This window comes from Rhodanobacter sp. sgz306013 (assembly GCF_057031145.1).
Window position 1 is genome coordinate 375,622 of sequence record NZ_JBXCIJ010000003.1, and the last position, 12,556, is coordinate 388,177.

Here is a 12,556-nt window from a genome sequence, read left to right on the forward strand (position 1 = left end):
GGCTGGAAAAGCCGTCATTGTGCCACTACCTGTCGTAGCGGTCGCCGCGAAGCGTGCGGGTGGCCAGCGTATAATCGCAACCGTCGAAGGAACACCCGTCATCCATGGCCCACGAACCACAAAACGAACACGAGAGCGGCCACGGCCTGGCGGTGCAGACCGCGAAACCGGAGGTGGCGAAGCCGCCGCTGTTCCAGGTGGTGCTGCTGAACGACGACTTCACGCCGATGGACTTCGTGGTCGAGGTGTTGCGCGGCTTCTTCGGCCTGGACCAGGAGCGCGCGGTGCAGGTGATGCTGCACGTGCATACCCGCGGCAAGGGCGTGTGCGGCGTGTTCACCCGCGAGGTGGCCGAGACCAAGGTCACCCAGGTCAACGAATATTCACGCTCGCATCAGCACCCTCTGTTGTGCACCATGGAGAAGCTCTAGCGGCCGCCCAGGCGGCACTATGGAAATGACCTAGCTGCCCCCACCATGTAGCCATCGCGGCATAGCCGCCCATGCCATTGCAACGGAGACGGTCCGGATGTTCAGCAAGGATCTCGAAGTCACCATCGGCCAGTGCTACAAGCAGGCCCGCGAGCAGCGCCACGAATTCATGACCGTGGAGCACCTGCTGCTTGCTCTCACCGGCAACCAGTCCGCGCTGGGCGCCTTGCGCGCCTGCGGCGTGGATCTGCCGCGGCTCACCCACGAGCTGGAAAAGGTCATCGCCGAAACCGTGCCGGTACTGCCGCACGGCGACGAGCGCGACACCCAGCCCACGCTGGGCTTCCAGCGCGTGCTGCAGCGGGCGGTCTACCACGTGCAGTCTTCCGGGCGGAAGGAGGTCACCGGCGCGAACGTGCTGGTGGCGATCTTCGGCGAGAAGGATTCGCACGCCGTGTACTTCCTGCACCAGCAGGAGATCACCCGGCTGGACGTGGTCAACTACATCTCCCACGGCATCGCCAAGGTGGGCGACGAAACCCCCAGCGGCACCTCCGGCGGCAGCGAGCGCGAGGGCGAGGAGGGCGGCGAGGCGAAGGGCAATCCGCTGTCCGAGTACGCCAGCAATCTCAACGAGCTGGCGCTGGAAGGCAAGATCGATCCGCTGATCGGCCGTGCCGACGAGATCGAGCGCACCATCCAGGTGCTGTGCCGCCGCCGCAAGAACAATCCGCTCTACGTGGGCGACGCCGGCGTGGGCAAGACCGCGCTGGCCGAGGGCCTGGCCAAGCGCATCGTGGACGGCGAAGTGCCCGCGGTGCTGGAGAACGCCACGATCTGGGCGCTGGACCTCGGCGCGCTGGTGGCGGGCACCAAGTACCGCGGCGACTTCGAGAAGCGGCTGAAGAGCGTAATCGGCCAGCTGAAGAAGCAGCCGGGCTCGATCCTGTTCATCGACGAGATCCACACCATCATCGGCGCCGGCTCTGCCTCGGGCGGCACCATGGACGCCAGCAACCTGATCAAGCCGCTGCTGGCCTCCGGCGAGCTGCGCTGCATCGGCTCGACCACGTTCCAGGAATACCGCGGCGTGTTCGAGAAGGACCGCGCGCTGGCGCGGCGCTTCCAGAAGATCGACGTGGTCGAGCCCTCCGTGGCCGACAGCGTCGAGATCCTCAAGGGCCTGCGTTCGCGTTTCGAGGAGCACCACAATGTCATCTACACCAACGAGTCGCTGAAGGCGGCGGTGGACCTGTCGGTGAAGCACATCCCCGACCGCCTGTTGCCGGACAAGGCGATCGACGTGATCGACGAGGCGGGTGCCCGCCAGAGGTTGCTGCCCGAGGACCAGCGCAGCGGCAAGGTGGACGTGCCGGAGGTGGAGTACATCGTGGCCAAGATGGCGCGCATCCCGGCCAAGCAGGTTTCCGCTTCCGACCGCGACGTGCTGAAGAACCTGGAGCGCAACCTGAAGATGGTGGTGTTCGGCCAGGACACCGCGATCGAGGCGCTGGCCGCGTCGATCAAGATGGCGCGCTCCGGCCTGGCCGACCCCGCCAAGCCGATCGGCTGCTTCCTGCTGGCCGGCCCCACCGGCGTGGGCAAGACCGAGGTCACCCGCCAGCTCGCCCTGCAGCTCGGCATCGAGATGATCCGCTTCGACATGTCCGAGTACATGGAGGCGCATTCGGTGTCGCGTCTGGTCGGTGCGCCCCCGGGTTACGTGGGCTTCGACCAGGGCGGTCTGCTGACCGAGGCCGTCACCAAGCATCCGCATGCGGTGCTGCTGCTCGACGAGATCGAGAAGGCGCATCCTGACGTCTACAACATCCTGCTGCAGGTGATGGACCGCGGCGTGCTCACCGACACCAACGGGCGCGAGGCGAACTTCAAGAACGTGATCGTGGTGATGACCACCAATGCTGGCGCGGCGCAGGCGGCACGGCGCAGCATCGGCTTCCTCGAGCAGAGCCACCGCACCGACGCGATGGAGGTGATCCGCCGCAGCTTCACGCCCGAGTTCCGCAACCGGCTGGATGCGATCATCCAGTTCAACGCGCTGGACTTCGAGCACATCCTGCGCGTGGTGGACAAGTTCCTGATCGAGCTGGAGGCCCAGTTGACCGAGAAGCACGTGAGCCTGGACGTGGACGCCGAGGCGCGCCGCTGGCTGGCCGAGCACGGCTTCGACGCGCAGATGGGTGCCCGCCCGATGGCGCGGGTGATCCAGGAAAAGGTGAAGCGCGCGCTGGCCGACGAACTGCTGTTCGGCAAGCTGGCCGAGGGCGGCAAGGTGACGCTGGGCGTGAAGGACGGCGAACTGGTGGTGGGCTGCGAGACTGCCGAGAAGCTGCCGGCCGTGGTGGATTGACCACCGGCAGGCAACGCCCGGGCAACACAAAAGGCCGCGCAATGCGCGGCCTTTTCATAATCTTTTGCGATCATCCTTGATCGCCAAGGTCATACGGGCAGCCATCCATGGCTGCACTTTTCATCCGGTGCGGCTGTCGCCCTATTTCATGCGGTAGGTGATCCGCCCCTTGCTCAGGTCGTACGGGGTCATCTCGATCTTGACCTTGTCGCCCGTGAGGATGCGGATGTAATGCTTGCGCATGCGCCCGGAGATGTGGGCGATGACCACGTGCCCGTTCTCCAGCTGCACGCGGAACATGGTGTTGGGCAGGGTCTCCAGGACCGTGCCTTCCATTTCGATGACGTCGTCTTTGGCCATGTGTTCCGGGTCGGAGAGCGGCCGTGGTGGCCGCACAAGCCGGCGATTATGCCACGGTCGGGCCTGCGATCAAAATATCGCCGGAAACGATGTGGCGTCCCGGCAGCGACGGCCCGCAGGGCGGCTGCCATGGATGGCGGCTGCATGAGAACCCTCAGGCGAAATGCTCGTCCAGCTTGCGCCGGATCTCCTGTTCGATCATGCCCTTCAGCGGGGACAGCAGCAGGCCCAGCTCGACGCGCACCCGTATCGCATCCCCCTCCACGGCGATCAGTCCCTTCACGCCGGGGCGGGAGAAGTGCAGGGTGTCGCCCTGCCAGTGGCCCTCGAGATCGAACTTCTCGTGCATGCGCGCAGCCACTTTCTCGACCACGGCGCGGGCTTCCGGCAGCGGCAGGCGATGGGGGCGGTGGATGTCGATGCTGGGCATGCTGGACTCCGTCGGGGGGCGGCATGATAAGCCTTGGAGCGCCGCGATAGGACGTGGGGTGATTCGGTGCAAAAGTGTGAGCGGGTGCTCAGGAATCGCATGCTAGAGTGCAAGCGGTTGATCGGAGCACCCCGTTGGTCAATGGATTGGTAAGGCAATGCGCATCGAGTTTCTCCATTCGGCCCGCGAAGATTTCCTGTGGGTCGAACCACAATTGCGGATAGGCAGTGCGGCGGACAACGACCTGGTGCTGTCGGCGACGCAGGCCGCGCCACGGCACCTGCGCATTGAGCAGGACAACCGCGGCTGGGTGCTCCAGGTGCTGCCCTCGGCCACCCGCGTGTACGTGAACGCGCGGCCGGTGCGCGAACGTGCCCTGCTGCGCCCCGGCGACATGCTCAGCGTAGGCGACTGCCGCATGTTGCTGCGCGACGAGGCGTCGCCGGAGCAGCGTGAGGTGGCGCCGGTCCCGGCGCAGGCGCGCTGCACCGCGGCGCTGCGTGCGCTGGCGGGTGCGCTGTCCGGGCGTGTGTTGCCGATCGGCGACGGCCTGGAACTGGGGCCGTACGGCCGCTGCCCGCTGGAACTGCCGCAGGGCGAGGTGGCCAGCCTGAAACTGGACTGGCAGGACGACCGCCTGATGCTGGAGGCGACGCAGGCGTCGACAACCTGGCCGCTGCGGCTGAACGGCGTGCCGGTGCAGCGCGTGGCGCTGCAGCCCGGCGACCAGCTGAGCCTGGGGCCGCATCGCTTCGTGCTGGACGCGCCGGGCATGGAGGCGGAACCCGCGATCGCGCCACCCGCGCCCCCGGCACCGGCGCTGCCCGAGGACGCAGCCGGCCCGCGCGGCGAGGTGTGGTGGCTGATCGTCACCGCCGCGGCGCTGGCACTGGGCATCGCGCTGGTGCTGTGGATCCGCTTCTAGCCTGGCGGTCGCCCGTGACCGCGAAGGTCAAACGGGTGTCCAGCGCGTGCTTGCTGCTCTCCATGTCTTGCGACCATCCATGGCCGCAGGTATCAAAACGGGCGGTCGTCCCTGGCCACACGCGTCGATAGCGAAAGACCTCATTGACGGCTCCATGCTGCGGCGCGGCATAATGCGGCGGACGCAACCTTTGGGACAGCCCGGTGAGCCAGGTGTGGAATTTCAGTGCGGGTCCGGCAGCGCTGCCGCGCGAGGTGCTCGAGCGTGCGCGGCGCGAACTGCTGGACTGGGATGGCAGCGGCATGTCGGTGATGGAGCAGTCGCACCGCGGCAAGCGCTTCATCGCCATGGCCGCCCGGGCCGAGGCCGACCTGCGCGAACTGGCCGCGATCCCCGACGACTACGCCGTGCTGTTCCTGCAGGGCGGCGCCACCCAGCATTTCGCGCAGATCCCGATGAACCTGGCGGGCGAGGGCGACAGCGCCGACTACATCGTCAACGGCCACTGGGGCGCCAAGGCGGCCGGCGAGGCGGCGCCCTATGTCAGGGTGAACGTGGCCGCCGACAGCAAGGCCGAAGGTTACCGCCGCCTGCCTCCGCGCGAGGCATGGAAGCTCGACCCGCGCGCCGCCTACGTTCACTACACGCCCAACGAGACCATCCATGGCGTGCAGCACCATACCGTTCCCGACGTGGGCGAGGTGCCGCTGGTGGCCGACATGTCCTCCGACATCCTTTCCGCGCCGCTGGACGTGCGCCGCTTCGGCCTGATCTACGCCGGCGCGCAGAAGAACATCGGCCCCTCCGGCCTGGTGCTGATGATCGTGCGCCGCGACCTGCTGGCGCGCGCGACGCGACCGATGGCGAAGATCTTCCGCTACGCCGAGCATGCGGCGAACGATTCCATGCTCAACACGCCGAACACCTGGGGCTGGTATCTCGCCGGGCTCACCTTCCAGTGGCTGAAGGCGCAAGGTGGCCTGGCCACCATGGACGAGCGCAACCGGGCCAAGGCCGAGCAGCTTTACGCGGCCATCGACGGTTCCGGCGGCTACTACCGCAACGCGGTCGATCCGGTCGCGCGCTCGCGCATGAACGTGCCCTTCACCCTGCACGACAGTGCGCTCGATGCGCTGTTCCTCGCCGAGTCCGAGGCCGCTGGCCTGATCGCGCTGAAGGGCCACAAGGCGCTGGGCGGCATGCGCGCCTCGCTCTACAACGCGGTGCCGCCGGAAGCGGTGGAGGCGCTGGTTGCGTTCATGCGCGATTTCGCGGCGCGACACGGTTGAGAGCCTGCGCCTCTCAACCCGGCCATGGATGGCCGGAGCGCAAGGCGGACACGGAGGTGCCCGCCTTGCGGGGGCGACTCCGGACATGTGCCGGACTCGTGACCGAACAAATCCACTGGATGTGGATTTGTTCGCAAGACCCGGGCGTTTCGGGCATCATCGATCATCCGCATTTGGCCTTCCATCCGTTTAGACAGCCGACATGACCGACAGCAAGACCTCGCTGGCCAATGTGCGCGAGCGCATCGACAGCATCGACCGGCAGATCCAGGAGCTGATCTCCGAGCGTGCGAACTGGGCGCAGGAGGTCGCGCGGGTGAAGGGCGAGGGCCTCTCCGCAATCGATTACTACCGCCCCGAGCGCGAGGCGCACGTGCTGCGCATGGTGGTGGATCGCAACAAGGGTCCGCTGTCCGACGCCGAGATGGTGCGGCTGTTCCGCGAGATCATGTCCTCCTGCCTGGCGCAGGAGGACCCGCTGAAGATCGGCTACCTCGGCCCCGAGGGCACCTTCAGCGAGCAGGCGGTGCGCAAGCACTTCGGCCATGCCGCCTACGGCCTGCCGCTGGGCAGCATCGAGGAAGTGTTCCAGGAAGTCGCCGCAGGCCATGCCGATTTCGGCGTGGTGCCGGTGGAGAACTCCGGCCAGGGCATGATCCAGGTGACGCTGGACATGTTCCTCACGTCCGACGCGCGCATCTGCGGCGAGGTCGAGCTGCGCGTGCACCAGTGCCTGCATTCGATGGCGGGGCGGCTGGAGGACATCAAGCGGGTCTACGCCCACGCGCAGTCGCTGCAGCAGTGCAAGACCTGGCTGCGCATGAACCTGCCGAACGTGAGCTGCGAGGCGGTGGGCAGCAATGCCGAGGCGGCCCGGCTGGCGCGCCACGCCGACGACGCGGGCGCGATCGCCGGCGAGACCGCGGGCAAGGTCTACGGCCTGCGCACCCTGGCCACCGGCATCGAGGACCGCGCCGACAACACCACCCGCTTCCTGGTCATCGGTCGTTCGTTGTTCCCGCCCTCTGGCAACGACCGCACCTCGCTGCTGATCACCGTCAACGACCAGCCGGGCGCGCTGTACCACGTGCTCAGCCCGTTCGCGGTGCACGGCGTCAGCCTCAACCGCATCGAGTCGCGCCCCGCGCACAGCGGCAAGTGGCAGTACGCGTTCTTCATCGACGTCTCCGGCCACATCCAGGGCGAGGCGCTGCAGGCGGCGGTGAAGGAGATCGAACAGTCGGTGGCGCAGCTGCGCGTGCTCGGCTCCTACCCGGTGGCATTGCCGTGAGCGGGCGCATGGATTGGCGCAGCGGCCCGGCCGGCCCGCTGCGGGGCAGCGTGGGCGTGCCGGGCGACAAATCCGTCTCACACCGCGCGCTGATGTTCGCCGCGCTGGCCGACGGCAACTCGCATATCCGCGGCTTCCTCGAAGGCGAGGACACCCGCGCCACCGCCGCGGTACTGCAGCAGCTCGGCGTGCGTATCGACACGCCTGCGGAAGGCGAGCGCCTGGTGCATGGCGTGGGCCTGCACGGCCTGCGCGCAAGTGCGCAACCGCTGGACTGTGGCAATGCCGGCACCGGCATGCGGCTGCTGGCCGGCCTGCTAGCGGGGCAGGCGTTCGACAGCACCCTGATCGGCGACGCCTCGCTGTCGAAGCGGCCGATGCGCCGCGTCACCGATCCGCTGGCCGCGATGGGGGCGCGCATCGACACCCGCGACGGCCTGCCGCCGCTGGTGATCCGCGGCGGCCAGCGCCTGCACGGCATCCGCTACGAGCTGCCGGTGGCCAGCGCGCAGGTGAAGTCCGCGCTGTTGCTGGCGGGTCTGTACGCGGAAGGCGAGACCGAAGTGGTCGAGCCGCATCCCACCCGCGACTACACCGAGCGCATGCTGGCCGCGTTCGGCTGGCCGATCGCGTTCGGGCCCGGTCGCGCCAGGCTCTCCGGCGGGCACGCGCTAAGCGCCACCGACGTGGACGTGCCGGCGGATTTCTCCTCCGCCGCGTTCTTCCTGGTCGCCGCGAGCATCGTGCCCGGTTCCGAGCTGCGCCTGCCGGCGGTGGGCCTCAACCCGCGCCGTACCGGCCTGCTCGAGGCGTTGCGCCTGATGGGGGCGGACATCCGCATCGAGAACGAAAAGACCAGCGGTGGCGAACCGGTGGGCGACCTGGTGGTGCGCCATGCACCGCTGCACGGCGTCGAGCTGCCCGAGGCGCTGGTGCCCGACATGATCGACGAGTTCCCCGTGCTGTTCGTCGCCGCGGCCGTGGCCAGGGGCAACACCGTCATCCGCGGTGCCGGCGAGTTGCGCGTGAAGGAATCCGACCGCCTCGCCGCCATGGCCACCGGCCTGCGCGCCCTGGGCATCACGGTGGACGAAACACCGGATGGCGCGACCATCCACGGCGGCACGCTGACCGGCGGCGCGGTGGAAAGCCTCACCGACCACCGCATCGCGATGAGCTTCGCGGTGGCCGGGCTGGTGGCGCAGGCGCCGGTGCGCATCAACGATTGCCGCCACGTGGCCACCTCGTTCCCAGGCTTCATGGCGCTGGCCAACGGCTGCGGCTTCGTGTTGGATGCTGCCGACTGATCCTGATGCTTGAGCCCCTCTCCCCGTGGGAGAGGGGTTGGGGTGAGGGTTCGGGGTTGCGATGACCTTCGAGTGGCGGCAATTCCGGTAGAGTCGCAGCCCGTTTTCGTTCGAGGTCGCCAATGCCCATCGTCCCGCCCTTCATCGTCGCCATCCCCGCCCGCTACGGCTCCACCCGCCTGCCGGCCAAGCCACTGCGCGAGATCGCCGGTGTGCCGATGGTGGTGCGCGTGGCGCAGCGCGCCTTGCAGGCGGGTGCGGTGGACGTGGTGGTGGCGACGGACGATGCGCGCATCGCCGATGCCCTGGCCGGGCAGGGCGTCAAGGTGTGCATGACCCGCGTCGACCACGCCTCCGGCAGCGACCGCCTCGCCGAATGCGCCGCGCTGTGCGGCTGGGCCGACGACGCCATCGTGGTGAACCTGCAGGGCGACGAACCGTTCGCGCCCGCCGCCGGCATCCGCGAGGTGGCGCGCGCGCTGGCCGGGGACGATGCGCCGATGGCGACGCTGGCGACGCCGATCGCCGATGCGCACGAGCTGTTCGACCCGAACGTGGTGAAGCTGGTGCGCGGCGCGAACGACCGGGCGCTGTACTTCAGCCGGGCGCCCTTGCCGTGGGCGCGCGATGCCTTCGCCGCGGATCGCGAGGCGTTGCCGGCCGGCGTTCCGTTCCTGCGCCACATCGGCATCTATGCCTACCGAGCGGGTTTCCTCGCGCAGTACGCGCGACTGCCGCGTACGCCGCTGGAGCAGGCCGAGTCGCTGGAGCAGTTGCGCGCGCTGGAGCACGGCCATGCGATCGCCGTGCGGCTCACGCCCGAGCCGTTTCCGCCCGGCATCGATACCGAGGCCGACCTGGCGCGCGCCGCGCAATGGCTGCAGGCGGCGGGATGATCGTGCGCCGCCTGCTGTTCGTCTGCCTCGGCAACATCTGCCGTTCGCCCCTGGTGGAAGCGGTGGCACGCAAGCGCCTGGCCGAAGCCGGGCTGGACGTGACCGTGGCATCCTGCGGCACCGGCGGCTGGCATACGGGCGAGGGGGCCGACCCGCGCATGATCGCGGCGGCGCGCGTCGCCGGCCACGACCTGTCGCAACACCGCGCCCGCCAACTGCGTGAGCGTGATTTCGAGGACTACGACCTGTTGCTGGCGATGGACCGCAGCAACCTGGGCGAATTGCACCAGCTCGCCGCCACGCCCGGACAGGCGGGGCAGGCCATGCTGTTCCTTGAGTGGACGGGTTCGGCGCCGCCGCTGGAATTTCCGGACCCCTGGCATGGCGATGCGTCCGGTTTTGCGGCAGCGGTGGCACTGGCCGAGCGCGGCGTCACCGGTCTGGTGGAACGCTTGCGCAACGGCGACGGCTGAAGCCGCGGGAATGGCGCGGCCAAAACCGTGTTTCCACTCGCCGTGGATGAGGCCGGAATGACGAACAAGGCCGGTGCCGCCCGCGCAGCATCGCGATGACGATGCCGGACGGGATCGCGCCGGACAGCAGGCCGACAACGGCGCCCCGCCATTCGCCGACCCGCCTGCCGGGCGCGGCACAACGCCGGCGGCGGCTGGCAGCTCCCGGGTCTTTGCGCCAGGTTGCCGGTCGGGCGTCCATGGTGCCGGCCGCCGTGGGGCGAACCGGCTAAAATCCCCGCATGCCATCCAACACGCCGCCTGCCTTCGACGGCAAGGCCTTCGTCCGCTCCCTGACCACCTCGCCCGGCGTCTACCGCTACTTCGACGCGGACGGCGAACTGCTGTACGTGGGCAAGGCCGGCAACCTGAAGAAGCGCGTGGGCAGCTATTTCCTCAAGCCGCGCATGGAACCGCGCATCGCCGCGATGATCACCCAGATCGCACGCTGCGATATCACCGTCACGCGCACCGAGGGCGAGGCGCTGCTGCTGGAATCGCAGCTGATCAAGTCGCTGAAGCCGCGCTACAACATCATGTTGCGCGACGACAAGAGCTACCCCTACATCTATCTTTCCGGCGGCGAGGACTATCCGCGGCTGGCCTTCCACCGTGGCGCGAAGAACCTGCCCGGACGCTACTTCGGGCCGTACCCCAGCACCTTCGCGGTGCGCGAAAGCCTGGGCCTGATGCAGAAGCTGTTCAAGGTGCGCCAGTGCGAAGACAGCTATTTCCGCAATCGCTCGCGCCCCTGCCTGCAGTACCAGATCGGCCGCTGCAGCGCGCCGTGCGTGGGGCTGGTGACCAAAGAAGACTACGCGGGCGACGTGCGCCATGCCGAGATGTTCCTGGAAGGCCGCAGCAGCGCGGTGATCGACGAACTGGCCGCAACGATGGAGCAGGCCAGCGCGAGGCTGGACTTCGAGCGCGCCGCCGCGCTGCGCGACCAGGTGGCCGCGTTGCGGCAATTGCAGGCGCAGCACCACGTGCAGGGCGCCAGTGCCGACATGGACGTGGTCGCCTGCCGCATCGAGGCCGGCCTGGCCTGCGTCAGCGTGCTGTTCTTCCGTGACGGTATCAGCCTGGGCACGCGCGATTTCTTCCCGCGCCTGCCGCTGGATGCCGAACCGGCCGATGTGCTCGCCCAGTTCGTGGCGCAGTACTACCTGGACCGCCCAGTGCCGCGCGAGCTGATCCTGGGCGAGGAGCTGCCCGAACAGGCCGTGCTCGCGGAGGTGCTGACGGCACAGAGCGGGCACGCGGTAGAGCTGAAGAGCCGCGTGCGCGGCGAACGCGCGCGCTTCCTGCAGATGGCCGAACGCAACGCGCAGGCATCGCTGACCCAGCGCCTCGCCAGCCGGCAAACCCTGGGCACGCGCTTCGAGGATCTGCAGAAACTGCTGCAACTGCCCGCGCCGCCGCGGCGCATCGAGTGTTTCGACATCAGCCATACCCGCGGCGAGCTCACCGTGGCCTCCTGCGTGGTGTTCGGGCCGGAAGGGCCGGAGAAGTCGCATTACCGCCGCTTCAACATCGCCGGCATCACGCCGGGCGACGACTACGCGGCGATGCACCAGGCGTTGACCCGCCGCTTCCGCAAGGTGGCCGAAGGCGAGGGCGCGAAGCCCGACGTGCTGCTGATCGACGGCGGGGGAGGCCAGGTGGCGCAGGCGCTGGGCGTGCTGAAGGAACTCGGCGTCGCCGGCATCCACGTGGTCGGCGTGGCCAAGGGGCCGGCGCGGCGTGCCGGAGAGGAAACCCTGATCCTGGTCGACCAGGGCCGCGAGATCCATCCCGGCCCCACCTCGCCGGCGCTGCACCTGGTGGCGGCGGTACGCGACGAGTCGCACCGCTTCGCGATCAGCGGCCACCGCAAGCGGCGCGAGAAGGCGCGCGAGCGCAGCGTGCTGGAGGACGTGCCCGGCGTCGGCGCGCGCCGGCGCGCGGCATTGCTGAAAACCTTCGGCGGCCTCGCCGGCGTGGAGGCCGCCGGCGTGGAAGAGTTGACGCGCGTGAAAGGCATCGATCGCGGCCTGGCCGAACGCATCTACGACGCGCTGCACGGCTGAATGCCTCGCGTCGCTGCGCGGCGGCGCGGCGGCATGCGACACTGTGGCAAATCCGCAGGCGCCCCCATGCACATCAACCTTCCCACCTGGCTGACCTTGTTCCGCGTGCTGCTGCTGCCGGTGATGGTGCTGGTGTTCTACCTGCCGTTCCACGGCCACAACATCACCGCCGCGATCGTGTTCCTGCTCGCCGCGGTCACCGACTGGCTGGACGGCTTCCTCGCGCGCCGGATGAACCTCACCTCGGCCTTCGGCGCCTTTCTCGATCCGGTGGCCGACAAGCTGATGGTGGCGGTGACCCTGTTCCTGCTGGTGGAATCGCACCCGGAAGGCTGGTCCAGCATCGTGATGGCGGTGACCGCGGCGGTGATCGTGGGTCGCGAGATCAGCATTTCGGCGTTGCGCGAATGGATGGCCGAAGTCGGCATGCGCGCCACGGTCAAGGTGGCGTTCATCGGCAAGCTGAAGACGGTGATGCAGATCGTGGCGCTGGTGGTGCTGATCGTGCAGCACGAGAAGGAGGCCACCGCGCTGCGCCTGTACCACATCGGCGAGGCGCTGCTGGTGATTGCCGGCGTGCTCACCATCTGGTCGGGCCTGTACTACCTGCACGCGGCATGGCCCACCTTGCGCGGCGACGCGCCGCGGCGGCCGGGCCCGCACGGCGACGCTTGA

12 protein-coding genes are annotated in these 12,556 nt (G+C 68.6%); 10 read left to right on the top strand and 2 right to left on the bottom strand.

Features of this window, described 5'->3' with window-relative positions:
* The first annotated feature begins 104 nt into the window (after positions 1 to 104).
* Together clpS and clpA are read left to right on the top strand one after the other, a co-directional pair.
* Complete coding sequence (clpS, locus tag AC2EWF_RS11335) at positions 105 to 431, top strand: ATP-dependent Clp protease adapter ClpS (protein ID WP_483639474.1); 327 nt, start codon at positions 105 to 107, stop codon at positions 429 to 431.
* 97 nt (positions 432 to 528) lie between these two features.
* Entirely contained in the window at positions 529 to 2,802 is a 2,274-nt protein-coding gene (clpA, locus tag AC2EWF_RS11340) for an ATP-dependent Clp protease ATP-binding subunit ClpA (protein ID WP_483639475.1), read from the top strand.
* Positions 2,803 to 2,943: 141 nt separating this feature from the next.
* Here clpA and infA read toward each other — a convergent pair whose 3' ends face one another.
* Positions 2,944 to 3,162 (bottom strand): translation initiation factor IF-1, encoded by a 219-nt coding sequence (gene infA / locus AC2EWF_RS11345; protein WP_077485337.1) that lies wholly within the window; start codon positions 3,160 to 3,162, stop codon positions 2,944 to 2,946.
* Positions 3,163 to 3,316: 154 nt separating this feature from the next.
* Positions 3,317 to 3,592, bottom strand: a complete 276-nt coding sequence (locus AC2EWF_RS11350; protein WP_483639476.1) for a polyhydroxyalkanoic acid system family protein — start codon at positions 3,590 to 3,592, stop codon at positions 3,317 to 3,319.
* A gap of 157 nt (positions 3,593 to 3,749) precedes the next feature.
* Between AC2EWF_RS11350 and AC2EWF_RS11355 the strand changes: the two genes are divergently transcribed.
* From AC2EWF_RS11355 to pgsA, 8 genes are all read left to right on the top strand, one after another.
* The gene (locus AC2EWF_RS11355; protein ID WP_483639477.1) at positions 3,750 to 4,517 is read left to right on the top strand and encodes an FHA domain-containing protein; all 768 of its coding nucleotides are present in this window, start codon (positions 3,750 to 3,752) and stop codon (positions 4,515 to 4,517) included.
* A gap of 203 nt (positions 4,518 to 4,720) precedes the next feature.
* Complete coding sequence (gene serC / locus AC2EWF_RS11360) at positions 4,721 to 5,806, top strand: 3-phosphoserine/phosphohydroxythreonine transaminase (protein WP_483639478.1); 1,086 nt, start codon at positions 4,721 to 4,723, stop codon at positions 5,804 to 5,806.
* A 202-nt stretch (positions 5,807 to 6,008) separates the two neighbouring features.
* Positions 6,009 to 7,097, top strand: a complete 1,089-nt coding sequence (gene pheA / locus AC2EWF_RS11365; RefSeq protein ID WP_483639479.1) for a prephenate dehydratase — start codon at positions 6,009 to 6,011, stop codon at positions 7,095 to 7,097.
* 8 nt (positions 7,098 to 7,105) lie between these two features.
* The gene (aroA, locus tag AC2EWF_RS11370) at positions 7,106 to 8,404 is read left to right on the top strand and encodes a 3-phosphoshikimate 1-carboxyvinyltransferase (protein ID WP_483639480.1); all 1,299 of its coding nucleotides are present in this window, start codon (positions 7,106 to 7,108) and stop codon (positions 8,402 to 8,404) included.
* A gap of 122 nt (positions 8,405 to 8,526) precedes the next feature.
* Positions 8,527 to 9,300, top strand: coding sequence for a 3-deoxy-manno-octulosonate cytidylyltransferase (gene kdsB, locus AC2EWF_RS11375; RefSeq protein ID WP_483639481.1), 774 nt, complete (start codon positions 8,527 to 8,529; stop codon positions 9,298 to 9,300).
* Positions 9,297 to 9,773: a low molecular weight protein-tyrosine-phosphatase gene (locus AC2EWF_RS11380; protein ID WP_483639482.1), complete on the top strand. Its 477-nt coding sequence runs from the start codon at positions 9,297 to 9,299 to the stop codon at positions 9,771 to 9,773. The genes kdsB and AC2EWF_RS11380 overlap by 4 nt, the downstream gene beginning before the upstream one ends.
* A gap of 281 nt (positions 9,774 to 10,054) precedes the next feature.
* A complete protein-coding gene (uvrC, locus tag AC2EWF_RS11385) occupies positions 10,055 to 11,881 on the top strand; it encodes an excinuclease ABC subunit UvrC (protein ID WP_483639483.1) in 1,827 nt (608 codons plus the stop codon).
* A gap of 66 nt (positions 11,882 to 11,947) precedes the next feature.
* A complete protein-coding gene (gene pgsA, locus AC2EWF_RS11390) occupies positions 11,948 to 12,556 on the top strand; it encodes a CDP-diacylglycerol--glycerol-3-phosphate 3-phosphatidyltransferase (protein WP_483639484.1) in 609 nt (202 codons plus the stop codon).